Genomic DNA, 22,772 nt, shown 5'->3' with positions numbered 1-22,772 from the left:
GAGAGGTCATGGCCGAGGGTTCGCGCAGGGTCAACTGGTTCGCCATCTGGGTGAGCGTCGGAGTGGTCATCGCTCTCGTGCTCGTCGCCGTGCTGGTCGTGAGCCTGAACAACCAGGGCTCGAACCCCGAACCGGGGCAGACACCGACCGCGTCGAACATCGACAGCGAGACCGGCGCGATCCTGGTGGGCGAGGGCGAGGACCGCCTCGACACCTACATCGATTTCATGTGCCCGATCTGCAACCAGTTCGAGCAGGTCTTCGGCGCCGAGATCCAGGGGCTCGTCGACGACGGTGCGATCACCCACGGCATCCACCCGATCTCGATCCTCGACGGCCAGTCGCGCGGCACCGAGTTCTCGACCCGGGCGGCGAACGCGATGTACTGCGTGGCGGTGGCGGATGCCGACGCATCCGTCCCCTTCATGAACGCGATGTTCGCCGGCCAGCCCCAGGAGGGCACGTCGGGTCTCACCGACGACGAGATCCTCCAGATCGCCGCGTCGGTCGGCGTGACGGGCATCGACGCGTGCGTGAACGATGGCACCTACGCCGACTACGTGACCGCGATCACGCAGGACACCCCGGTGCAGCCGGGAGCCGGCGGCATCGGCACGCCGACGATCGCGGTGAACGGCGAGGTCATCGCCAACTCGACGCTCCCCGAGCCGGGCCAGCTCGCCACGCTCTTCGAGTAGGCGCCGCGCTCTGCCGGCTGCCCGGACGCTCGGCGCGGCGCCCGGCGTCCCGGCGCCCCGGCGCCCCGGCGCCCCGCGTCCCGGGCGAGACGTTCGCCGGTGAGACCTCGCGGGCGAGACGACGTATTCGCGACGAGACGTCAGCCGCCGGACGCCGTCTCGTCGCGTTCGCGATGTCTCGCGACCTGGGGGAGGGACCGCGGGTTCGAGCGCATCGGCGTGCTGGCGCCCGACCGCCCGGCCGGGCGTTGTTCGCCGGTGAGACGACGTATTCGCGACGAGACGTCAGCCGCCGGACGCCGCCTCGTCGCGTTCGCGATGTCTCGCGACCTGGGGGAGGGACCGCGGGTTCGAGCGCATCGGCGTGAGGAGCCCGGTGCGCGGAGCTGCGACGCGGCGAACGCCCAGCCGCACGAGCTCGGTCAGGACCGGCGCCACGGCCACCGCCGCCGCCATGTCCCACCGGCCGAACGCGGTGCACTGCCGCCGTAGGCGGTCCTCGCGCTTCTTCTCCGCGATCACGCGCTTCGCGGACTGGTCCGGCGTCTGCGCGACGTACTTGTCGTACCCGTCGGACTCCGCGATCGCGTCCGCGCGCACCCAGAAGAGATCGACGCGGTCGACGAACCCCGGCGAGCGGAACTCGACCTGGAGCTCGGGCGGCTCGAATCCCGACCAGATCACCACACCGCGGCTCACGCTCTCACCGACCGACTCCGACCGCGCATCGAGCGCCGCCGTCGTCAGGCGCAGCACCCGGGAGCTGCGCGAGTCGGCGCGGCTGAGCGCGAGCTCCCGCAACTCCGACGCCTCGACGTCGCCACCCTGCACGGGCGAGATCGCCGTGTCACCGACGGCGAGACCGAACGGCGCAGGGAGCACCCGCATGAGGTCGACAGCGGTATGGCTGCGCGAGGTCAGGCGGTAGCCGCTGCGCTCGACGATCTCGCGGTCGTCGACGCTCGCGTGCACGAAGACGTCACCGAACCGCCGCGACCGGGCTGCGCCCGGCGCGTGCAGATGGATGTGGCGGGCCTCGCCGAACAGCGGCAGCCCGTGCAGCGCGGCCGCCGACTCGAGCGCGAAGACGGCATCCGGGTTCACCAGGGCGTAGGCGTGCACGCGTGCCAGGTACCTTCCCCACGGCGGGAGCCGCTCCCACTCGGCCCGCGGCGCATAGACGCCCGGTCGGACACGGTGGAAGAGCGCGGTGTTGCGCAGCGCGTGGGATCCGGACACAGCGTCGCGGGCACGCACGAGTTCGACGGGCGACGGATGCACTGCCGAGGAGAGGAGACGGATGCCGGGCACCCTCCGATGCTGGGTGGCCGAGGCATCCGCTCGCCCGCCGCTCCCGAAGGATGTGCACACCGTGCCGCGCCCCCGGTGTGTGGAGGAGCCCCGCCAGTCCCGCCCTGCCCCGCACTGCCCGCCCCCGCCGCCTGCCTCGCGCCGCGACGCCGCTGGCGAGACGACGCGTCTGCGACGAGACGTCGTCCGGCGCACGTCGTCTCGTCGCATCTGCGCTGTCTCGCCGCAGCGCCAGCCCCCGACGCCCTCCCCGCAGCGCCATTCACCGCACCTCCTCCGCCGCAGCTCCCTCGCCGCCCTCCCCCCGCCATCTGCCTCGCGCCGCGACGCCGCCGGCGAGACGACGTGTCTGCGACGAGACGTCGTCCGGCGCACGTCGTCTCGTCGCATCTGCGCTGTCTCGCCGCAGCGCCCTGCCGCAGCGCCAGCCCCAGCGCCCTCCCCGCAGCGCCCTGCCGCAGCACCTTCCCCGCAGCACCTTCCCCGCAGACCTTCCCCGCAGACCTTCCCCGCAGCGCCTCCCCGCAGCGCCGCGCGGACGAACCACAGGCGTGGCGCACCTTCTATCGCCGCGCTAGCCTGTGGCGAGTCGAGGGTGCGAAGGAGCCTGATGAGCCGTCCACGCCGCAGTACACGCCGCTGGGTGGCGCTCACGGCCGCGTTCGGGCTCGTCGCGGGAGCAGGGCTCACCGTCGTCTCGGCCCTCCGCACCGCCGACCCCGCGGCCGCCGTGCTCGGCGAGTGCCCCGACGGGACCATCCCCGGCCCCGGCAACAACAACCCCGTGTGGACCGACAACAACGTCGCGATCTATGCCGGGGGCGACTTCCGGGCCGAGAACGCCGCGGCCGAAGCCGAAGGACTCGTGGTCGTGCAGGGCGACGCCGACTTCACCAAGACCGGCGGCGGCACGTTCAACGTCGGCTGGGTGGGGGTCGGATCCTGGGTCGTCCCGAGCCCCGGCGAGATCATGCTCGCCGTCGGCGGCGACCTCTCGGTCGGCGCGGGCACCGTGCTCGACGTCGGCGCCAACGCGCGCGACGCGGGCGGGGCGCTCCTGGGCGGAAACGTCGACGTCGGAGGCATCACGACCCCGGACTACGAGGTCGACGGCTCGCGCTACCGCCTGAACAACGGCACCCTCGAGCAGGGTCTCGACGCCGCCGCGACCGCGCCCTGGGCCAGCTGGGGGGCGACGCTCACCTCCGAATCGGCCGGCTTCGCGGCGCTCGCGCCCACCGGCACCGTGACACCGGGAGCGACTTTGACCTTCACCGGCGCTCCCGGCGCCGATCCACAGGTCTTCACCGTCGACGCCGCCGTGCTGGCCGCGAACCCGGCGATCACCTTCCTGGGTCTCGCCGACGACGTGCCCGTCATCATCAACGTCACGGGCGGGCCTGCGGTCACGTGGGCACCGAACTACATCGCCGACGAGACGGGGCGTGTCGACGTGTCGACGTCCCCGCGCTTCGGCGTCGTCGCCTCCCGCACCCTGTTCAACTTCGTGGACGCCACTTCCGTGCACCTCGCGGGCACCTCCAACGTCATGGGCACGATCCTCGTCCCCGGTGCGAACCCGACTCCCGGCGAGCCGACCATCCGCGTCACCGCACAGACCAACGGGCGCCTGCTGACGAACGGCACGATCGTCATGGACGGCGTCGGCAACGAGCACCACAACTACCCGTGGATCGCCGCGCCGTTCGAGTGCATCCCGACCCCCGTCGAGCCCACCGCGGTCGGCAGCGTATCGATCGCGAAGGCCCTCGCCCCCGAGGACGCCGGCCTCGTGCCGCCGGACTTCGTCTTCCACGGCGTGGTGGTGTGCGAGGCCGGGTCGAGCCAGCTGGTCGCGGAGTGGTACGTCGCCGCGGGCGAGACCGTCGTGGTCGACGACCTGCCGGTGGGGGCGCCATGCGCCATCATCGAGTCCCTCGGTCCTGCTGCCCGTGCCGTCGCCCCGCATCCCGAGGGGCGCACGCTCGTTCCGACCCAGATCGCCTGGCAGACCCCGGTGTGGGATCCATCGCCGCCGGAGTTCGTCGTGCCCGCCCCGACCGATCCGCTCCAGCTGACGTTCACCGTGACCAACGCCCTGCAGCGCGGGTCCTTCGCGATCGAGAAGGTCGTGACGGGGGAGGGTGCGCCCGACATCTCGTTCAGCGGCACGTGGGCGTGCACCGCCGGCGCGACGGCGGTCGACGAGGGCGTGTGGACCCTCTCCGCAGGCCAGGCGACGGCACCCATTCCGGCTCCCGTCGGCACGACCTGCACGGTCAGCGAAGCAACCCCCGTCGACCCGCCCGAGGGAACCTGGTCCGCCCCCGTCATCGACCCCGCCTCCGTCGTCATCACCACCGACTCGGCGCAGACCCCACTCGCTGTTCTCGTCACGAACACGTTCACGGCCGCACCCCAGCTGGGCGGCTTCGACATCGTGAAGGTCGTGAGCAATCCCGACGGCGTCGCGTTCGACGACTCGTTCAGCGGCACGTGGTCCTGCACCGTCGAGGGCAGCGAGGTGGCCGGCGCCTCCTGGACGGCCACCACCGCGCAGCCGCACGCGGTCGACGGCATCGCGCTCGGAGCGGTCTGCTCAGTCTCCGAGATCTCGCCGGCCGATCCCGCCGGCGGGTCGTGGGGGGTGCCGCGGATCTCTCCCGAGACCTTCACGGTGACGGATGCCGCGACCCGCGTCCTGGTGACCGTCACGAACACCCTGACCGGCGACGAGGACCCAGACATCGGCGGGGAGACGCCGGGCAACGGCGGGCTGCCCGCGACCGGCGCCACGGTGCCGTGGTGGGCGATCGCCGCCGGCGGCACGCTCCTCGCCGGAGGAGTGATCGCCGTCGGGGTGTCCCGAGCCCGTCGCCGCAGCGGCTGACGCGGCGGAAACGGGCGCGGGCCGGCCCTGGCCCCGGGCTGCCGCCCCCGCCGCAGTCGGTTTGCCGAGGCATCCGATATCACGTATGCTTGATCTTTGGTGCGTTGCGCCTTCATCGGCGTGTCCAAGCACCACCAATCCCATCCACCGCAGACCGACCGGCCTGCAAAAGTGATAGCGAGCGTATGGCGAAGAAAGACGGTGTCATCGAGATCGAGGGCGTCGTGTCCGAGGCTCTTCCGAACGCGATGTTCCGCGTCGAGTTGAGCAATGGACACAAGGTCCTCGCGACGATCTCCGGCAAGATGCGGCAGAACTACATCCGCATCATCCCCGAGGACCGTGTGGTCGTGGAGCTCAGCCCCTATGACCTCACCCGCGGGCGCATCGTCTACCGCTACCGCTAGACCGGTCGAGAAGTAACGCCCCGCGCTCACGCGCGCCCGGCGAAGACAGCGAAACAGGAAATCATGAAGGTCAACCCCTCCGTCAAGCCCATCTGCGACCACTGCAAGGTCATCCGTCGCCACGGTCGCGTCATGGTCATCTGCAAAAGCAACCCGCGTCACAAGCAGCGCCAGGGCTGATCGGATGCTGCGCCCCGGCGCAGCCCGATCCTGACAACTGAACACCCGCGTCTCGGACGCGGACACACAAGGCAGGACCAGAACCCGTTCGCGGGGGACACCTCGGGCGGAGGCCCGGGCACCGGCCCTGCTCCACACCTCCACTCACTCCTTAGGAGAACCGCATGGCACGTCTTGCCGGCGTTGACATCCCGCGCGACAAGCGCGTCGTGATCGCCCTCACGTACATCTACGGCGTTGGCCGTACCCGCTCGAACGAGATCCTCAAGGCGACGGGGATCGACGAGAACATCCGCGTCAAGGACCTCAGCGACGACCAGCTCATCGCGCTCCGCGACCACATCGAGGCCAACTTCAAGGTCGAGGGTGACCTCCGCCGTGAGGTTGCCGCCGACATCCGCCGCAAGGTCGAGATCGGCTCGTACGAGGGTCTGCGCCACCGCCGCGGCCTTCCGGTGCGCGGTCAGCGCACGAAGACGAACGCTCGCACCCGCAAGGGCCCGAAGCGCACCGTCGCCGGCAAGAAGAAGGCGCGCTAAGGCGCGGCCCCCAGGGTTTAGGAGAGCAAAGCAATGGCACAGGCCAAGACCGCCGCGCGCAAGCCGCGTCGCAAGGAAAAGAAGAACATCGCGCTGGGCCAGGCCCACATCAAGTCGACGTTCAACAACACGATCGTCTCGATCACCGACCCCTCGGGCGCTGTCATCAGCTGGGCCTCGTCGGGTGGCGTGGGCTTCAAGGGCTCGCGCAAGTCGACCCCCTACGCCGCCGGTATGGCTGCCGAGTCGGCTGCCCGCCAGGCGCAGGAGCACGGCGTCAAGAAGGTCGACGTCTTCGTGAAGGGCCCGGGCTCGGGCCGCGAGACCGCGATCCGCTCGCTGCAGGCCGCCGGCCTCGAGGTGGGCTCGATCCAGGACGTGACGCCGCAGGCCCACAACGGCTGCCGTCCGCCCAAGCGCCGCCGCGTCTGATCTTCCGGAGCCGGGGCACCTCGCGGTGCCCCCGGCTACCGCACGCTTCCGGCATCCGCCATCTCGATCCGCGGCTGCCCTGAGAAAAACTCAACACCTCACCCACCGCACGTGTCATATAGCGGGCACGTGATCGAAAGGAACACATAGTGCTCATCGCACAGCGTCCCACTCTGACCGAGGAGAAGATCGGGGAGTTCCGCAGCCGCTTCGTCATCGAGCCGCTCGAGCCCGGCTTCGGCTACACGATCGGCAACGCGCTGCGTCGCAGCCTCCTGTCGTCCATCCCCGGTGCAGCAGTGACGTCGATCCGCATCGACGGCGTCCTCCACGAGTTCAGCACCATCCCGGGTGTGAAGGAGGATGTCACCGAGATCATCCTCAACATCAAGCAGCTGGTCGTCTCCAGCGAGCGCGACGAGCCCATCACGGCGTACCTCCGCAAGACCGGCGCCGGTGAGGTCACCGCCGCCGACATCTCGGCTCCGGCCGGTGTCGAGGTGCACAACCCCGAGCTCGTCATCGCGACGCTCAACGACACCGCGAAGTTCGAGCTCGAGCTCACTATCGAGCGTGGCCGCGGCTACGTGTCGGCGACCCAGAACCGCAACGAGTACGCGGAGGCCGGCCAGATTCCGGTCGACTCGATCTACTCGCCGGTCCTCAAGGTGAGCTACCGCGTCGACGCCACGCGTGCCGGCGAGCGCACCGACTTCGACAAGCTCGTGCTGGACGTCGAGAGCAAGCCCTCGATCGCCCCGCGCGACGCCGTCGCGTCGGCAGGTCGCACCCTGACGGAGCTCTTCGGCCTGGCCCGCGAGCTCAACGTCGAGGCCGAGGGCATCGAGATCGGCCCGGCGCCGGTCGAGACCGTCCTCTCGAACGAGCTCTCGATGCCGATCGAGGACCTCGACCTCTCGGTCCGCTCGTACAACTGCCTCAAGCGCGAGGGCATCAACACCGTGTCTGAGCTCGTCGCCCTGTCCGAGACGCAGCTCATGAACATCCGCAACTTCGGTCAGAAGTCGGTCGACGAGGTGCGCGACAAGCTCGTCTCGCTCGGCCTGTCGCTGAAGGACTCGGTGCCCGGGTTCGACGGCGCGCACTTCTACGGCGGCTACGACGACGAGACCGTCTGAGTACCGGTACCCGACCGACTTTTCACACTGGAGTAACTGAGAATGCCTAAGCCCACCAAGGGTCCCCGCCTCGGAGGCGGTCCCGCCCACGAGCGCCTGCTGCTTGCGAACCTCGCCGCTGCGCTGTTCACGCACAAGTCGATCAAGACGACCGAGACCAAGGCCAAGCGCCTGCGTCCGCTCGCCGAGCGCCTGATCACGTTCGCCAAGCGCGGCGACCTGCACGCGCGTCGTCGCGTGCTGTCGGTCATCGGTGACAAGGAAGTCGTGCACGTCCTGTTCACCGAGATCGCTCCGCTGGTCGCCGACCGTGAGGGCGGCTACACCCGCATCACGAAGGTCGGCAACCGCAAGGGCGACAACGCGCCCATGGCCGTGATCGAGCTCGTCCTCGAGCCCGTCACGCCGAAGGCGAAGTCGTCGAAGAAGGCTGCCGCCAAGCCCGCCGCTCCGGCTGCGGACGAGGCTCCCGAGGCCGACGAGACCCCCGCCGCCGACGAGGCCGCCGAGGCCGGCGCCGAGTCGCCGGAGGAGGGCGCCGCCGCCGAGGCTGCGGCCGAGGACGCCGTCGAGGCTCCCGCCGAGGAGAAGTCCGAGTAGTCGGGCCGCCGGGCGCAGCAGCCCGGCAGGTCGCGCCGCGCGCGACCACCCTTGCACCGCGAGACCCGCGTGCCCTTCGGGGCCGCGGGTCTCGCTGCGTCTGCGGGTGGGCACGGTGTGTGCCTCCCCGGGTGCGTGCGCGGGGGCCGCGGGTGCGTGCGGGGCTGGGTGCGTGCGGGGCTGGGTGCGTGCGGGGCTGGGTGCGTGCGGGGCTGGGTGCGTGCGGGGCTGGGTGCGTGCGGGGCTGGGTGCGTACGCGCGGCGCCCGGGGCGCCGGGGCGCGAGACGGCGCATCTGCGATGAGACGGCGTCGCAGGCACGGCGTCTCGTCGCGAATGCGTCGTTTCGGCGGCGTCGAGGGTGGCAGCAGGGCGGGCAGGGCGGATGCCGCGGCATCCGCCCTCCGCTGCTGTCCGAGCTCCGCACGCCCGGGCGCGTCCCCGAGGGCCCGGGTGCGAGACGGCGCATCTGCGATGAGACGGCGTCGCAGGTATGGCGTCTCGTCGCAAATACGTCGTCTCGCCGGCGAAGACAGGCGGCAGCAGGGCGAGGCGAGTGGGCGCCGCGGCATCCGCCTTCCGCTTCTGCCCGTGCCGCCTGGCTCACGGCACGTGCCCGCGGCCCCCGGCGCGTGCCCGCACACCCCGGGTGCGAGACGGCGCATCTGCGATGAGACGGCGTCGCAGGTGCGGCGTCTCGTCGCGAATACGTCGTCTCGCCGGCGAAGGCAGGTGGCAACCAGACGCGGAGGGCGGATGCGTGCGCCCTCCGCGGCTCACTGCGCGATCGGCAGCGGGCGGTGCGTGAGCCGCTCGTACAGGCGCAGCTCGCGCTCGTACTGGTCTTGCGCGCGCTCGCGTTCCACGGCGTCGACGCTGCGCGCGACCAGCTCGGCGAAGACGGTCGCGCCTCCGGCGTCGGGGTGGATGGAATCGCCCGCGAGCAGGTCGGTGCGCGAAGAGATCGCCGCGGACCAGTCGGCGACGACGACACCGGGGCGCGACTTCGCGAAAGCCGCGAGATCCGCGTTCACCCCCGGAATCCAGTCGCGGGGAGCGTAGGCGTTGACCAGGATGAGGTGCCGGTCGGGGCCGGTGATCTCCGCCATGCGCTCGAGGGCGTCCTGATCGACGGGACCGTTCGTGCCGAGGGCGACCACCACGTAGGGGCGCAGGTCGCCGCGGGCGGCGAGTCCTTCGAGGATGCCCGGCCCCGCCCAGGTCGAGCGTGACACCTCGGCGTCGACCTGGATGCCGGGGAGTCGCTCGAAGAGCGCGGGCACCGAAGCGAGCATCACCGAGTCGCCGACCGCGCTGATCTCGCCGCCGACGACGGGCGTCGGCTGCGGGATCGGCGAGGGCTTCGTGGTGAGGGGCCCGCCGGTCGGCGCGGGGTCCGCGACCACGGGCGCCGGGGTCTGGGAAGCCGGCGTCGCCGTCGGCGTCGGAGTCGCAGTCGACGTGGGGCGACGGCTGGCCTCGTCGAGCGCGGCCTGTCCTGCGGCGACGGCGCTCTCGCCCGACGACTCCGTGGGCGCGGCCGCGATCGCCGCCGACGTGCCGCTGAGCACGAGCACGCCGGCCGCGACCACGCCGATCGCGCGCAGGCGCCCGCGACTGTCGGCGCGCACCAGGTCGCGCAGTCGTCGGAGCGACGCGAGGAACCCGAGGCGGCGCACCGGGGTCTCGACGAAGCGGAACGACGCCTCGGCGGCGACAAGCGTGACGGCGAGCACTCCCAGCCCGATCCACAGCGGGGCCGTGGTGCCCGACGCCGGCAGAGCTGCGGTCGCGAGCACCAGCAGCGGCCAGTGCCACAGATAGATGCCGTACGAGCGGTCGCCGACCCACTTCAGCGGGCGCACGTCGAGGGCAGGACCGAACCACGAACCCGGCCAGACCCCGGCGACGATCGCGAGGGCCGTCAACACGCTCGCCGCCAGGAGCGCACCCGGGAAGGTGGCCGCCGCGTCGCCCGCCGGCAGCGACGCGCAGACGGCGATCCCCGCAAGCGACAGGATGCCGAGCCAGCCGGTGACCGTGCGCGCCGCTTTCGAGTCGATCCACGCCGCCCGGGTCGCCGGCGCGGTGCGCAGCGACGAGGGCAGCACGATCGTCCAGCCCGGGGGCGGGGTCACGGCGGGGAGTGACGCAGCGGCGACCTCCTGCCTCGGGCGCCGGAGCAGCCCGTCCAGGAGGAACGCGAGCGCGACGCCGAGGAGGATCCCGAACGAGTGCGTGTCCGTGCCGAAGTACGCGCGGGTGACGTCGCCGCCGGCGGCCACGAGACCGGCCATCCACGCGGCGGAGGCCGCCGCGAGGCCCACCGCGGCCGCCGCGCGCGCCGCGCCGCGGGGGAGCAGCAGGAACAGCGGCAGCACCAGCGGCCACAGCACGTAGAACTGCTCCTCGACTGCCAGCGACCAGAAGTTGCGGAACAGCTCGGGCGCGGCAGACCCGAAGTAGCCGACGTCGCCGCTGATCGATACCCAGTTGTAGCTGAAGGTCGCCGCGCCGAACACCTGCTCGCCGAGGCGCAGCAGCACGTCGCCGCCGATCAGCCACGCGATGGACGAGCACACCGTGACGACCAGCGCCATCGCGGGCAGCAGGCGTCGCGCGCGGCGCACCCAGAAGGCCCCCAAGCGGATCCGCCCGGTGCTGTCGTGCTCGCGCAGGAGAAGGCTCGTGATCAGGAAGCCGCTGATGACGAAGAAGACATCGACACCGACGAAGCCGCCCGGAAGCAGCGCCGGCGGGAAGAGGTGATAGACGAGCACCAGGGCGACCGCCACCGCACGCAGACCGTCGAGGCCCGCGTAGCGGGATGGAGGTGGTGCGAGCGCGAGGGACGTCATGAGTTTCGTGGGGCGAGATGCCATTCTAGGCCGGGTTCTCGCGCCGTCCGGAAGTATCTGCGCGGGTCCTCTCGAGCTCTATCCCACGAGCGAACGCGAGCGCTAGTCTGGGCGCAACCTCGGGGCAGCGGGGGTACTGGGGATTGCTTCCTGCGCCGGGGGCGGCGCACGAGGGGGACGACGTGTCCGAGCAGGCGACGCCGACGGTGGCACCCACCGAGTGGGTGGGCACACCCCGCGCTCGCCGGCGGGCCGGCCTCTCGATCTACTCGATCCTCCTCATCATGCTGCTCTCGGTGAGCGTGCTCTCGAGCATCGTCGTCGGGGTCATCGGCTACGTCAACGGAACCGAGGCGCTGCGCACCATCGCCTACGAGAAGCTCGTCGAGATCCGCGAGAACCGCGCCCGCGAAGTCACGCAGCTGTTTCGCTCGATCGAGAACGCGGTGCGGCTGAGCGCCATGAACGAGACGAGCCGACAGGCGGCGCGCGCGTTCACGGCCGGCTTCGCGGAGCTGGATCAGCAGGAGACGGATGCCGCGGCATCCGCTCTCGTCGACGAGTACTACCGCGACACGTTCGCCGCCGACCTCGCCGAGGCGACCGGAGAGTCCGTCGACGGCTCGTCGTTCGCCCCGCGCGGTGCGGCGCAGACCTATCTGCAGCACCAGTACGTGATCCCTTATGACGACTGGGAGGACGCGATCCTCACCGCGGACGCGGGCGACGGCAGCGCATGGTCGCAGGCGCACGCGCGCTACCACCCCTACTATCGCGCGATGACCGAGCTGCAGGACTTCGAAGACGTCCTCATGCTCGACACCGAGGGGAACGTCGTCTACACGGCCTTCAAAGGGGTCGACCTCGGCACGAACCTCTTCGACGGGCCCTACCGGCTGTCGAACCTCGCGGTCGCGTATCGCGAGGTGATGGACCGCAACATCATCGACGACGTCGTGGTCGCCGACTTCGCGCCCTACAGCCCGAGTCTCGCCAATCCCGCGGGGTGGGCGGTCACGCCGATCGCAGACGACGGCGAGGTGATCGGTGCACTCGCCATCGAGCTGCCCATCGATCGGATCAACGAGGTCATGACGGTCGGCGGCGAGTGGGAGATGAACGGCCTCGGCGCGACAGGCGAGACCTACCTCGTCGGACGCGACCTGCTGATGCGCTCGATCTCCCGGCAGCTGCTCGACGATCCCGAGGGGTACGAGCGCACCTCCGTGGCCGCCGGCCTCGCGCCCGCGACGGCGGCGCTCAGCGTGCAGAACGGCAACACGCTCATGCAGCAGACCATCGCGGGCGAAGCCGTCACGCGCGCGCTCGCCGGTGAGCAGGGCACTCTGATCGAGCGCGACTACCTCGGTCGCGACAGCCTGGTGGCGTTCGCGCCGCTCAACGTCGACGGCCTGAACTGGGTCATCGTCGCGCAGGAGACCTCGGCCGAGGCGCTCGTCCCCGTCGAGGACTTCACGCGCAACCTCATCCTGTCGACGGCGGGCATGATCATCTTCGTCTGCCTGCTCTCGCTGGTGCTCGCCCAGGTGTTCGTGCGTCCCCTGCGCCGGCTGAAGGCCGCCGCACAGCGCATCGCCGCGGGCGACGAGGGGGTGCAGGTCGACGCCGGCTCGAGCGATGAGCTCGCCGACGTCGCCCACGCGTTCAACGACATGAGCCGCAGCCTGCAGGTCAAGTCGCAGCTCATCGAGGAGCAGGAGAAGGCGAACGAGCAGCTCATCCTGTCGTTCATGCCCGAGGGCATGGCGGATCGCTACAAGCATGGCGACGACGCGATCACGCAGGACAGCGATGATGTGACGGTGGTCTTCGCCGACATCGTCGGCTTCGAAGAGCTGGCCCTGACGATGTCGTCCGAAGAGGCGGTGGCGCGCTTGAACGACCTCGTCCGCTCGTTCGATGAGGCAGCCGAGCGGCACGGCGTCGAACGCGTGCGCACCACGCGCCAGAGCTACCTCGCGAGCTGCGGATTGGCCACGCCGCGCGTCGACAACGCGCGACGTGCCGTCGAGTTCGCCCTCGAGCTCGACTCGATCCTGGAGCGGTACTCGGCGCAGCAGGGAGTGAAGCTGGGCCTGCGCGCGGGCCTGGACGCGGGGCAGGTCACGAGCGGACTGATCGGTCGTGCGCGGGTCGTGTACGACATGTGGGGGGATGCCGTGAACCTCGCGTTCCGCGTGCAGGGAGACTCCGACGAGCCGGGCATCTACGTGACGCAGCGTGTGGCCGACCGCCTCCCCGATTCGATCCCCGTGCACCCCGCCGGCGACATCCAGACGCAGAGCGGTGCGCAGCGCGTCTGGAAGGTCGAGGCCCCCGTGGTGACGGTGGAGGGGTGAGACCGCGATGGCCGACATCGTCTCGCAGCCGTGGTTCTGGCCCGCCGTCATCGTCTCGGTGGGGCTTCCGCTCGCCCTCATCGGCCTGACCGAGTTCCACAATGCCCTCGCGCGCCGCGGCAGCCGCGCGGCGCCGATCGTGCTCATGGTGCGCAACTACCTCGTGCCGGTCGCGGGCATCCTCGTGCTCATCAGTCAGCCCGGCGCCTGGCAGGGCGGCGGAACCTGGCCGCGCGTCATCTGGACGGTCTTCGGGCTCCTCGTGATCGTCGTGACCATCAACGCGATCAACCACCTCGTGTTCCACCGGGCTGAGAAGGGCTCGTGGCGCGACCGGTTCCCGACGATCTTCAGCGACCTCATCCGGTTCGTGTTCATCATCCTCGGCATCGCGGCGGTGTTCTGGTGGGTCTGGGACGCCGACGTGGCCGGTGTGTTCGCCGCCCTCGGCATCACCTCGATCGTGGTCGGGCTCGCGCTGCAGAACGCGGTCGGCTCGGTCGTCTCAGGACTGTTCCTGGTCTTCGAGGCGCCCTTCGAGCTGGGCGACTGGATCGAGACCGGCGGCACGCGCGGACAGATCGTCGAGGTCAACTGGCGGGCGATCCACCTCGATACCGGGAACGGCATCGTCGTCATGCCGACCGCGGAACTCGCCGACGGGTCGTTCGTGAACCTCTCGCGCAGCCCCGACCCGTACGCGGCGGTGGTCGAGCTGTCGTTCGGCAGCGACGACCCGCCGGGGCGCGTGCGCGAGCTCCTCGTCGCCGTGGCGCGCGACATCCCGCTGATCGCACTCGACCGCGAGCCGACGGCGACGACGCTGACCGGCGGTCGGTACGCCGTCGCGATCCCGCTGCGCACGCCCGGCGATCGCGACGCCGTCCGCGACGCCTTCGCGACACGCGTCTGGTACGCGGCGAGGCGTGCCGACCTGCACCTGGACGGCGACCTCAGCGACGACTGGCGCACGCCCGCGCATCTGCAGGACGCCCTGAGGAAGATCGCGCCGGCGCTGAGCCTCAAGACGGGAGAGGTCGACGCGCTCGCCGGGCATGCGCGGCTCGAGCGCTACTGCGCGGGCGAGTCCATCCTGCGTCCGGGCGTCGTGCCGACCGAGACCCGCTTCATCCTGGCGGGCAGCGTCATGCTGGGCATCCCGACCGACGACGACGGCTTCGTGCAGATCACGGTCCTCGGGCCCGACGACGCGATCGGCCTGACGGCGCTCTCGCGCACCCAGACCATCTCGCGGGCCGTCGCGCTGAGCGAGGTCGACGTCGTGGTGGTTCCGGTCTCGGTGCTCGATGAGATCGTGCGGCAGCATCCCGTCGTCGCCCGTGAGATCGTGCGCGAGAGCGAGAACCGCGTGCGGCTGGCTCGCACGGCGCTGCAGGCGGCAGGCGGGAACTTCCCGCGCGGGCGGCACGTGCTGGGGTGACCTCTCATCACGGGCGCCGCGGCGCCGGTGACCTCTCGTCACGGCCGCCGCGGCGCCCGTGATGACGCAGCCTTCGGACGTCGACGCCTAAGCTGGGGCCGTGCGGATCCGCCTCGACATCGCCTACGACGGCACGCACTTCCGGGGCTGGGCTCGACAGCCCGGGCTCCGCACGGTGCAGGAGACCCTCGAGAGCGCGCTTGCCCGGGTGCTCGGCGGCGATCCCCGCCTCGTGGTCGCCGGACGGACCGATGCCGGCGTGCACGCGACCGGTCAGGTCGCCCACGTCGACCTCGACGAGGCGCAGCGCGAGCGGCTGTTCTCCCGGCGCCCGCGCGCGGGCGCAGCCGCCGACCCGGTCGGCATCCTCGCCGCGCGCCTGAGCGGGGTCGTCGGGGCGTACTCCGACGTCGTGGTCACCCGCACGGCCCTCGCCCCGGAAGGATTCGACGCCCGCTTCTCGGCCGTCTGGCGCCGCTACGAGTACCGCATCGCCGACAGCGTGTCGGGGTACGACCCGCTCGAGCGCCATCGCACCACCACGGTGCGCGCAGTCCTCGACGGAGAGGCGATGGATGCCGCGGCCCGGTCGCTCATCGGACTCCACGATTTCGCCGCCTACTGCAAGCCGCGCGAGGAGGCGACGACCATCCGGACGCTGCTCGAGTTCGACTGGCGCCGCGACCGCGACGGCGTGCTCCTGGCACACGTGAAGGCCGACGCGTTCTGCCACAGTATGGTGCGCGCGCTCGTCGGCGGCTGCGTGGCGGTGGGCGAGGGACGCCTCGACCCCGGCGACCTGCTCGACATCCGCGACGGCCTGGAGCGCGTCCCCGAGGTGAAGGTGCTGGCGGCGAGGGGCCTCACGCTCACCGCGGTCGGGTATCCCGACGACGAGCTGCTGGCGCAGCGCGCCGAGCAGACCCGTGCGCGGCGCGATCGCGAGTGAGCGCGTCGGCGCGCCGGGTCAGGATCGCTGCAGCGGGTTGAGCAGGCGGTCGGTCACCGTGACGCCCACGCGCTCCCACCGGTCGCCGCCGTTCTCGCTCGCCAGAGTGGCAGCCTCGCGCCCCATGTACAGCAGGGCGTCGAGGTCGTAGCCCACGACGGAGACGGGCGCCCATCCCGCGCTCGCCGAGGGGCGGATGGGCAGCGAGACGTCGACGTCGAGGCTCGAGATGCGCTCCAGCACCGTCCGCAGATGATCGCGGACGGCGGCGTCGCTGCGGGGCAGCAGCACGACCGCCGTGCCCGGTGTCGGCGATGCGACGTCGGCCTCGGCCGGGAAGACCGACCGCACGGTGTCGAGGAACCGCCGGGACAGCTCGCCGAGCACGGTCGCGCCGCCCATCTGGCGGATCTCGGCTGCATCGTCCAGCTGCAGGTACACGACCGACCACGGCTCGCCCGACAGCTGAGCACGGGAGAGGCGCTCGGCCGCGGTGAGCTGGAAGCGCTGCCAGCCTGCAGGCGCCTCGGAACTGCGGGCGAACGCGGTGTCGCGCGTCGAGAGGCCGATCACCGCGACGAGCGCGCAGGCCGTGTAGGCCAGCATCCCGATCGAGGTGACGAGGCGGACGAGCGCCAGGTCGTCGCCCGTGGTCGCCGGGAAGACGAAGCCGGCGAGGCCGTTCGCGGCGCCGACGGCGAAGAAGGCGAGCGACGTGATCGCGAACGGGAGTGCGACGCGATCGCGCCGCGCCGGAACCCGCACCCAGTCGACGAAGAACAGGCCGGCGCACACCGACGCGGCGAAGAACACCACGCGGTACGCCGGGCTGAACCAGATCGTGTCGCCGGCGGCGACGAGCAGGGCCGCCGATGCGGCTCCGACCACGGGGCCGACCCAGGAGAAAGCGCGCACACCCCAGAACGCGCGGAAGCCCGACCACAGCAGGGCGGGTGCACCCATCAGGACGCCGAGGAAGATGCGGCGGACCGTTTCGGCCTCGGCGGCCGCGCCCGCCGCGACCCCGAACGTCGACACCATGGCGAGAGCGAAGGCGAACGACCAGAACAGTGTGGCGCGCGAGGGTTTGCCGAGGAATGCGATGCCGATCGTGAGCATCGTCGCCAGGGTCGCGATGGCGGCCTGGGCGATGCCGAGACCAACGGCGATGTCGACGTCGTTCACGAGTCTTCCTTCTCTGCGCCCTGCGGTGCGGGCGCGAACCTCGGCAGCCGCACGGTCACCGTCGTGCCCGATCCGAGTTCGCTGTCGATCGCGAGGGTGCCGCCGTGCGCGGTGATGATCTCGCGGGTGATGCCGAGCCCCAGACCGGTTCCGCTCGCCGTGTCCTTCGCGGCGTCGGTGCGGAAGTAGGGCGTCATGATGCTCGGCAGGTCGTCGGGTGAGATGCCGATCCCCGTATCGGAGACGGTGAGCGTGACCATATCGGCATCCATGGATCCGGCGATGCGCACATCGCCGTCCCGCGGCGTGTACTTGATCGCGTTGCTCACGAGGTTGTCGATCACCTGGCGCATCCGGAACCCGTCCGCCGTCGCGGGCAGAGGCTCGGTCACATCGAGCGCGATCGTCACGTCGTGGGCGGTGGCGGTGGGGCGGAACGAGTCGACGGAGTCCACGACGATCTGCCTGACGTCGATGTCGTCGTACGACTCGCGACCCTCGAACGCGGTGCGCGACGACTTGAGCATGCTCGACGTCATCTCGAGCACGCGCTCGCTGGCCCGCAGGATGGTCTCGAGGCGCTCGCGGATGCGAGGGCTGAGGTCGGGGTCCTCCAGTGCCAGGTCGGCGTTGCCGATCATCACGGTGAGCGGATGCTTCAGCTCGTGCGAGGCGATGGCAGACAGGCGCTCGCGCTCGCGCTGGGCGTGGGTGATCGCGGTGACGTCGTAGGCGAGGAGAAGCATGCTGGCGTCTTCGCGGTCCAGCCCGCTGAGCCGCTTCGAGCTCACGGAGAGCACGCGCCACTCGCCACCGGCCGTGAACACCCACACGCGGGCGTCGGTGAAGATCTCCCCCCGCGCCGCACGGGCGAGAGGTCGCTCCGAGAGCGGCACCGGCATGCCGCGCAGCCCGGTGTATTCGACCGACTTGGCGGGCTGGGTCACGTCACGCGGATCGAGCCCGTACAGGCGGGCGAACGCGTCGTTGACCATCAGCAGCGATCCGGACAGCGAGACCCGCGCCACCCCGGCATCGACGCCGTTCAGGATCTCGTTTGTACGGCGTTCCTGTCCCGAGCGACGGTCGAGCGTCTCGGAGAGGCGGCGCGCCTGACGCTGCAGCACGCGGCGCAGCGCCCGCATCTGACGCATCGCGAGGTGGGCGGTGATGCCGATGAATCCGAGCGACAGCAGGACGATGAAGATGCGCAGCGCCGCGTTGCTGTCGGGGTTCGATGTCGAGTCGAGCAGGAGGATGACGCCGATCGTGGCGAGCACCGCGCCCAGCATCGTCGCCGGGAAGTACATCGCCACCCACATGACCGGGAACACCCAGAGGTAGCCGAAGCGCAGTTCTGTGTTGCTGGCCATCAGGCCGATCGCAAGAGTGTCGAGGAACACCACGACCAGGACGGACTCTCGGGGGAGGCGCGCCCACGGGACAGCGAGGGTCGCGACCGTGACGACGATGATCGCGAGGATGCCGACGACGAAGTTCCACACACCGAACAGCGAGGGCCGAAGGGCGACGACGAGCACCCCGATGATGACGACGCTCGCGGCGAGCACGAGCTGGGTCAGCCAGATCGACCGCGTGCGCGTGTCGGGGGCGGAGAGCGTCTGGTCGTCCGCCAGCACCGGCGGGGCCTTCGATGTGGACGCGACTCTCTTGAGCGTCATCGGCGCCGCCCCCCGATCGCAACGGGCCGGCCTTGCGCATTCCTTGCGCGAACCTTGCGCAAGAAGGAGGCGTACGTCGACCTCCGTCGCAGGACCGCTTGCGGTCGGGCGGGCAGAGTGGAGCCCACAAGCCAGCCCCCGACGAAGGACTCGAGATGACCGCCGCCCTTGCCCGCATCACCGCCGACAGCGCGGTGGATCGCGCAGTCGCGGGCCGTGCGACGATCGGCTGCCTCATCCTCGCCCGCGACGCCGCCGAGTCGGTCGCCGGCGTGATCGAATCGCTCCTGCACCAGACCCGAGTGCCCGACGTGATCCACGTCGTCGTCAGCGACACCTCCGACGCCACGGTCGAGATGGCCTCCCGCTACGCCGGGCCACGTGACGTCATCACGGCGCTGGGCGCGCAGGCCACCCGGGTGTTCGTCCACGACATCGGCCGGAGCCACGACGCGCCGGCGAGCGCACTCGACTACGGCTGCACGCTGGTGGAGGGCTACGACTATCTTCTCGGCGTCGACGGCGACACGATCGTGGGCGAGCGCGTGATCGAGCACCTCGAGTCCGAGGCGATGTCCGACACGAGGACGCTCGGCATGTTCTTCACGCTTATCCGTCATGAGAGCGGAGAGAAGGTCTGACGCGGACCCGAAACGCGTCGGATGCCGGGGCTGGGGAGTCCGGTGGGGGAAGTGACGGGGCCATCCTCTTGGGGAAGGATGGCCCCCTCACTGATCACGCCCGTCATGCGTCGGACGTGAGCCGGTAGCCCACGCCGCGAACGGTCTCGATGTAGCGCGGATTCGTCGGGCTGTCGCCGAGCTTGCGTCGGAGGTTCGTCATGTGGGCCTCGATCGCGCGCTTGTCGGCGTCGCTGACGTAGTAGCTCGTGACGTACGCTTCGCCGCGCAGCACGAGCGTCAGATCGGCCTTGCTGCGGACGCGCCGCTTCGACTCGAGCAGCGCCGCCAGCAGGTCGAACTCGGTGCGGGTGAGGTCGAGATCCTCGCCGCCGACGAGCACGATCCGGTTCTCGGGGTGCAGGCTCAGGTCGCGGTGGACGAGCCACTCCCCGTCTTCGGCTGCGACGCCGGACGCCGCGTCGGCGACGCCTGCGTCGGCTGCGGCGGGCAGGGCTGTGACGGGTGCGCCGGACGGCTCCACCGCCTCCGCAGGCGCACCCGCCTGCGCCGGCGCGGTGCGCGCGCGACGCAGCAGCGCCTCGACGCGGGCACGCAGCTCGCGGGGGCGGAAGGGTTTCAGCAGGTAGTCGTCGGCACCCGCCCCCAGGCCCGCGATCACGTCCGCCTCGTCCTGGAGTCCGGTGAGCATGATGAGATACGTGTCGGAGCGGGCGCGGATGCGCCGCGCGGCTTCGAAACCGTCGATGCCCGGCATCCGGACGTCGAGCGTCGTGAGCAGGGGGCGGTACGTCAGCACGGCGCGGACTCCGTCGACGCCGTTGCCTACGGCGACCGTGGAGAAGCCGGCCGATTCGAGCACTTCGGAGAGGATGAGCCGGATCTCCGGATCGTCCTCGATGATGACCGCGGTCTTCACGGCATCGGCAGTAGGGCTCATGTCGGCGCAGGCCTCTCGCATCAGAGTTTCGTTCGCCCCAGCGGCTCCCCAGCCGTCCGCGCGCGCGCGGCTATCCGATGCTACACACCACGCACCTCCTCGAGCCCTAAGATTCTCGGCCTGCCATGAGTGTGCTGTGCGTTCGCCGTCGGCACGACGACGAGGACGCCGATCCCTCGTATCGTGGTCCTCACATGAAGGTCATCTCGTACAACCTCCGGAAGCACCGCGCCGTGGGCGAGCTCGTCCATCTGGTCGAGCGCCACGGCGCGGACGTGCTGTGCCTGCAGGAGGCCGACACCACCGACATCCCCGACACCATCTCGGGCCTGCGGCTGGCCGACGCCACCCAGCGCAATCGGCTCGGGCTGGCGGTCTACTACCGTGAGAACACCTACCGTGCCGTGGACGTGCGCTCGCTCGCGCTGAAGAAGTCACTGCACGACCGGGTGCTGAAGCCCGCTGAGGAGCGACTCCTGGGCGTGCGCCTGCACGACATCGACGACGGGCGAGAGCTCATCGTCGCCTCGTTCCACGCTGCCCCGCTCACCGCCCTCAACTCGCTGCGGCGTCACCAGATCCGCACGGCCCTGGCTGAGCTGCAGAGCCTGGGCGACGGCCTCCCTGCCCTCATGGTCGGCGACTACAACTACCCCGTCTTCAAGGAGCACCTCGGCCAGAAGGTGCGCGAGCAGGGGTATGAGCTGAACCTGAGCGACTCCCGCACCTACACGCGGTACCGGTTCTTCCGCGGCCACTACGACTTCGCGACGTCCGTCGGGTTCGAGATCGACCGGGTGCGCACGCTGCCGCAGGGCCTCAGCGACCACCTGCCGATCCTCGTAACGGCCCGGCCGCTGACCGGCACCCCGCGGGCGCTCGAGGTGCCGCCGCGGGCCGAGGCGTCCTGAGCCGCGACAGCGACGTCGGACGCTCCGGATGCGACGAAATCACGCGGAGCGGGGGAGAGCGGATGCCGCGGCCCGGGTCCCCGTGGTGTCGGCCGTCACGCGGCTCAGCGCGCGCTGGCGGCGAGGCTCGTCGGCTGACGAGAACGTCTGCTCGATGGCACCGTGCACCGAGCGCAGCTCCAGCGCGTCGGCGACCGTGAGGGCGGCTTCGGCGAAGGCGCGCGCGTCGGCGAGGGCGGACTGCTTCTCGGCCACGTCCGTGTCGGCGGACGCGTAGGCGGCCCGCAGCCGTGCGCGCTCGGCCTCGTCGAGCGTCAGCGGGTGGACGTGCTCTTCGAGGTCGCGTGCCGCCCGGGCGCGGGCGACGCGACTGCGCCCGAGCGCGCGCTCGGCGCGGGCGATCTCCTCGCCGGCCTCGACGACCGCGGCGCGCAGGGCCGCCTGGAGGTCGAGGGGAGCGGGGTTCAGACCGTCGTCGGCGGTGGCGATGACGGGCGTGGTGCGGACGATCCGTCGCGGACGGCGCGGCGACGTGGGCGATGCAGGCATCGGGGTCTCCTCGATCGAGATGAGCATGCCTCGTCGCCGGGTCGACGACAGGCCTTGTTCGTGAGGAGCACCGAGGGCGGTTTTTCGTACATCGATCGGGGGATGCGTCAGCCCCGCGCGATCGAGGGGTCGGCGTCGTCCCACTTCTCGATGCCCTGCACGACCCAGAAGGCGAAGAAGAGGAGAAGCGCCGCCGCCTCGGCGAGCAGCACGATTGGCAGGCCGCGGGCGTCGGCCTGTGGAAGCAGCACCATGTACGCGACGAGCACGCCCGCGAGCGCGACGGCGATCACGATGTAGAGGCCGCGGAAGACGGGCGCCGGGGGAGCGCCGCGGCGCGGGAAGGCGTTGATCACCGCGACCGCGGCGAAGAGGCCGAAGAACGCGATCGTGGCGACGAAGTGGCCGTGCGCGAGGAAGGCGTCGCGGGCGAACAGCCACGTCGCAGCGACGACCATCAGCACGGCCGTCGTCACGATCAGCGAGAACCCGACGGTGGCGAGGTCGAGCTGCTTGAGGATGGCGAGAAGGAGGGTGACCAGCACGGTGAGTGCGCCGACGATGAGGTACGTGATCACGCCGTTGGCGGCGAGGCCCTCGTAGGCCGGCGGGAAGCAGCGCGTCGCGCACGGTGCGACCACTCCGGGGATCGCGCCGGGGGCGAGCGTGGTGGGGACGAGCGCGATGAGTGGGGCGAACAGTGCGGCCGCGTCGAGGAGCGCCCGCTCGGCGCCGCGCCCGGACAGCGCGACGAGGGCGAGCGCGACGGCGATGAGGGCGCCGACGAAGGACGCGCGCGCCGGCGTGTAGAAGTAGTCGCTCACCGAGGGCAGCCAGCCGACGGTGGTGGCGGCGACCGAGACCGACGTGAAGATGACGACGACCGTGCCGGCGATCCCGAGGCGCAGGTAGCGGTAGGTGCGCTGCGATGAGGTCGACGCGGCCATGGAGGCACCATAGCTGGGCGCCGCGACGTTCGCGCCGGAGCGGGACTCGATGGGTGCCGACGGCGGGGTGCGGAGCCCGACACCCGCAGACGTGCCGACGCACCGTCGCGAAGA

General features: G+C 71.0%; 20 protein-coding genes. 13 read left to right on the top strand and 7 right to left on the bottom strand.

Going from position 1 to position 22,772, the window contains the following annotated elements:
• The first annotated feature begins 8 nt into the window (after window positions 1–8).
• Window positions 9–698, top strand: coding sequence for a DsbA family protein (locus ACFC1W_RS03505; RefSeq protein WP_375988708.1), 690 nt, complete (start codon window positions 9–11; stop codon window positions 696–698).
• A gap of 285 nt (window positions 699–983) precedes the next feature.
• On the opposite strand, the gene ACFC1W_RS03500 is transcribed toward ACFC1W_RS03505, so the two are convergent.
• Window positions 984–2,009, bottom strand: coding sequence for a hypothetical protein (locus tag ACFC1W_RS03500; RefSeq protein ID WP_375988705.1), 1,026 nt, complete (start codon window positions 2,007–2,009; stop codon window positions 984–986).
• 610 nt (window positions 2,010–2,619) lie between these two features.
• On the opposite strand from ACFC1W_RS03500, the gene ACFC1W_RS03495 reads away from it, so the two are divergent.
• The 7 genes from ACFC1W_RS03495 to rplQ all read left to right on the top strand — a co-directional run bounded on the left by ACFC1W_RS03495 (window position 2,620) and on the right by rplQ (window position 8,196).
• Window positions 2,620–4,899, top strand: a complete 2,280-nt coding sequence (locus ACFC1W_RS03495; RefSeq protein WP_375988702.1) for a choice-of-anchor A family protein — start codon at window positions 2,620–2,622, stop codon at window positions 4,897–4,899.
• Window positions 4,900–5,084: 185 nt separating this feature from the next.
• The gene (infA, locus tag ACFC1W_RS03490) at window positions 5,085–5,306 is read left to right on the top strand and encodes a translation initiation factor IF-1 (protein WP_018171468.1); all 222 of its coding nucleotides are present in this window, start codon (window positions 5,085–5,087) and stop codon (window positions 5,304–5,306) included.
• 63 nt (window positions 5,307–5,369) lie between these two features.
• Window positions 5,370–5,486 (top strand): 50S ribosomal protein L36, encoded by a 117-nt coding sequence (gene rpmJ, locus ACFC1W_RS03485; protein ID WP_005050492.1) that lies wholly within the window; start codon window positions 5,370–5,372, stop codon window positions 5,484–5,486.
• A gap of 164 nt (window positions 5,487–5,650) precedes the next feature.
• Window positions 5,651–6,025, top strand: a complete 375-nt coding sequence (gene rpsM / locus ACFC1W_RS03480) for a 30S ribosomal protein S13 (RefSeq protein WP_241112757.1) — start codon at window positions 5,651–5,653, stop codon at window positions 6,023–6,025.
• A gap of 33 nt (window positions 6,026–6,058) precedes the next feature.
• Window positions 6,059–6,457: a 30S ribosomal protein S11 gene (rpsK, locus tag ACFC1W_RS03475; protein ID WP_056117708.1), complete on the top strand. Its 399-nt coding sequence runs from the start codon at window positions 6,059–6,061 to the stop codon at window positions 6,455–6,457.
• Between the two features lie 149 nt (window positions 6,458–6,606).
• A complete protein-coding gene (locus tag ACFC1W_RS03470; RefSeq protein WP_241112758.1) occupies window positions 6,607–7,596 on the top strand; it encodes a DNA-directed RNA polymerase subunit alpha in 990 nt (329 codons plus the stop codon).
• Between the two features lie 42 nt (window positions 7,597–7,638).
• The gene (gene rplQ, locus ACFC1W_RS03465; RefSeq protein ID WP_241112759.1) at window positions 7,639–8,196 is read left to right on the top strand and encodes a 50S ribosomal protein L17; all 558 of its coding nucleotides are present in this window, start codon (window positions 7,639–7,641) and stop codon (window positions 8,194–8,196) included.
• A 775-nt stretch (window positions 8,197–8,971) separates the two neighbouring features.
• On the opposite strand, the gene ACFC1W_RS03460 is transcribed toward rplQ, so the two are convergent.
• The gene (locus ACFC1W_RS03460) at window positions 8,972–11,053 is read right to left on the bottom strand and encodes an acyltransferase family protein (RefSeq protein WP_375988697.1); all 2,082 of its coding nucleotides are present in this window, start codon (window positions 11,051–11,053) and stop codon (window positions 8,972–8,974) included.
• Between the two features lie 182 nt (window positions 11,054–11,235).
• Between ACFC1W_RS03460 and ACFC1W_RS03455 the strand changes: the two genes are divergently transcribed.
• The 3 genes from ACFC1W_RS03455 (at window position 11,236) to ACFC1W_RS03445 (ending at window position 15,803) form a co-directional block, all read left to right on the top strand.
• Window positions 11,236–13,413, top strand: coding sequence for an adenylate/guanylate cyclase domain-containing protein (locus ACFC1W_RS03455; RefSeq protein WP_375988695.1), 2,178 nt, complete (start codon window positions 11,236–11,238; stop codon window positions 13,411–13,413).
• A 7-nt stretch (window positions 13,414–13,420) separates the two neighbouring features.
• Window positions 13,421–14,854: a mechanosensitive ion channel domain-containing protein gene (locus ACFC1W_RS03450; RefSeq protein WP_375988692.1), complete on the top strand. Its 1,434-nt coding sequence runs from the start codon at window positions 13,421–13,423 to the stop codon at window positions 14,852–14,854.
• Window positions 14,855–14,954: 100 nt separating this feature from the next.
• A complete protein-coding gene (locus ACFC1W_RS03445) occupies window positions 14,955–15,803 on the top strand; it encodes a tRNA pseudouridine synthase A (RefSeq protein WP_375988689.1) in 849 nt (282 codons plus the stop codon).
• 18 nt (window positions 15,804–15,821) lie between these two features.
• Here the strand turns inward: ACFC1W_RS03445 and ACFC1W_RS03440 are convergent, their stop codons facing one another.
• Both ACFC1W_RS03440 and ACFC1W_RS03435 read right to left on the bottom strand, forming a co-directional pair.
• A complete protein-coding gene (locus ACFC1W_RS03440; RefSeq protein WP_375988686.1) occupies window positions 15,822–16,988 on the bottom strand; it encodes a hypothetical protein in 1,167 nt (388 codons plus the stop codon).
• Window positions 16,985–18,670 (bottom strand): sensor histidine kinase, encoded by a 1,686-nt coding sequence (locus ACFC1W_RS03435; RefSeq protein WP_375988683.1) that lies wholly within the window; start codon window positions 18,668–18,670, stop codon window positions 16,985–16,987. Before ACFC1W_RS03435 ends, ACFC1W_RS03440 begins: the two co-directional genes overlap by 4 nt.
• 155 nt (window positions 18,671–18,825) lie before the next feature.
• Between ACFC1W_RS03435 and ACFC1W_RS03430 the strand changes: the two genes are divergently transcribed.
• Window positions 18,826–19,311 carry a glycosyltransferase gene (locus ACFC1W_RS03430; RefSeq protein ID WP_375988680.1) on the top strand — a complete coding sequence of 162 codons (486 nt, stop codon included), beginning with the start codon at window positions 18,826–18,828 and terminating at the stop codon, window positions 19,309–19,311.
• Window positions 19,312–19,414: 103 nt separating this feature from the next.
• On the opposite strand, the gene ACFC1W_RS03425 is transcribed toward ACFC1W_RS03430, so the two are convergent.
• Entirely contained in the window at window positions 19,415–20,251 is an 837-nt protein-coding gene (locus ACFC1W_RS03425) for a response regulator transcription factor (protein ID WP_375988677.1), read from the bottom strand.
• 194 nt (window positions 20,252–20,445) lie between these two features.
• On the opposite strand from ACFC1W_RS03425, the gene ACFC1W_RS03420 reads away from it, so the two are divergent.
• Window positions 20,446–21,162: an endonuclease/exonuclease/phosphatase family protein gene (locus tag ACFC1W_RS03420; protein ID WP_375988674.1), complete on the top strand. Its 717-nt coding sequence runs from the start codon at window positions 20,446–20,448 to the stop codon at window positions 21,160–21,162.
• A gap of 39 nt (window positions 21,163–21,201) precedes the next feature.
• Here the strand turns inward: ACFC1W_RS03420 and ACFC1W_RS03415 are convergent, their stop codons facing one another.
• Window positions 21,202–21,711 carry a hypothetical protein gene (locus ACFC1W_RS03415; protein WP_375988672.1) on the bottom strand — a complete coding sequence of 170 codons (510 nt, stop codon included), beginning with the start codon at window positions 21,709–21,711 and terminating at the stop codon, window positions 21,202–21,204.
• A gap of 107 nt (window positions 21,712–21,818) precedes the next feature.
• Window positions 21,819–22,658, bottom strand: coding sequence for a hypothetical protein (locus ACFC1W_RS03410; RefSeq protein WP_375988669.1), 840 nt, complete (start codon window positions 22,656–22,658; stop codon window positions 21,819–21,821).
• Window positions 22,659–22,772 lie beyond the last annotated feature (114 nt).

Source organism: Microbacterium sp. NPDC056003, from assembly GCF_042274785.1.
Classification (GTDB): domain Bacteria; phylum Actinomycetota; class Actinomycetes; order Actinomycetales; family Microbacteriaceae; genus Microbacterium.
This window is presented reverse-complemented; position numbering and strand designations above follow the sequence as displayed.

What these genes read in the sequence shown, in the direction of transcription:
- infA (WP_018171468.1), top strand. Translation starts at nt 5,085, where the DNA reads ATGGCGAAGAAAGACGGTGTCATCGAGATCGAGGGCGTCGTGTCCGAG.
- rpsK (WP_056117708.1), top strand. Translation starts at nt 6,059, where the DNA reads ATGGCACAGGCCAAGACCGCCGCGCGCAAGCCGCGTCGCAAGGAAAAG.
- ACFC1W_RS03410 (WP_375988669.1), bottom strand. Translation starts at nt 22,658, where the DNA reads ATGGCCGCGTCGACCTCATCGCAGCGCACCTACCGCTACCTGCGCCTC.
- rplQ (WP_241112759.1), top strand. Translation starts at nt 7,639, where the DNA reads ATGCCTAAGCCCACCAAGGGTCCCCGCCTCGGAGGCGGTCCCGCCCAC.
- ACFC1W_RS03460 (WP_375988697.1), bottom strand. Translation starts at nt 11,053, where the DNA reads ATGACGTCCCTCGCGCTCGCACCACCTCCATCCCGCTACGCGGGCCTC.
- rpmJ (WP_005050492.1), top strand. Translation starts at nt 5,370, where the DNA reads ATGAAGGTCAACCCCTCCGTCAAGCCCATCTGCGACCACTGCAAGGTC.
- ACFC1W_RS03435 (WP_375988683.1), bottom strand. Translation starts at nt 18,670, where the DNA reads ATGACGCTCAAGAGAGTCGCGTCCACATCGAAGGCCCCGCCGGTGCTG.
- ACFC1W_RS03505 (WP_375988708.1), top strand. Translation starts at nt 9, where the DNA reads ATGGCCGAGGGTTCGCGCAGGGTCAACTGGTTCGCCATCTGGGTGAGC.
- ACFC1W_RS03425 (WP_375988677.1), bottom strand. Translation starts at nt 20,251, where the DNA reads ATGAGCCCTACTGCCGATGCCGTGAAGACCGCGGTCATCATCGAGGAC.
- ACFC1W_RS03450 (WP_375988692.1), top strand. Translation starts at nt 13,421, where the DNA reads ATGGCCGACATCGTCTCGCAGCCGTGGTTCTGGCCCGCCGTCATCGTC.
- ACFC1W_RS03430 (WP_375988680.1), top strand. Translation starts at nt 18,826, where the DNA reads ATGACCGCCGCCCTTGCCCGCATCACCGCCGACAGCGCGGTGGATCGC.
- ACFC1W_RS03495 (WP_375988702.1), top strand. Translation starts at nt 2,620, where the DNA reads ATGAGCCGTCCACGCCGCAGTACACGCCGCTGGGTGGCGCTCACGGCC.
- rpsM (WP_241112757.1), top strand. Translation starts at nt 5,651, where the DNA reads ATGGCACGTCTTGCCGGCGTTGACATCCCGCGCGACAAGCGCGTCGTG.
- ACFC1W_RS03415 (WP_375988672.1), bottom strand. Translation starts at nt 21,711, where the DNA reads ATGCCTGCATCGCCCACGTCGCCGCGCCGTCCGCGACGGATCGTCCGC.
- ACFC1W_RS03420 (WP_375988674.1), top strand. Translation starts at nt 20,446, where the DNA reads ATGAAGGTCATCTCGTACAACCTCCGGAAGCACCGCGCCGTGGGCGAG.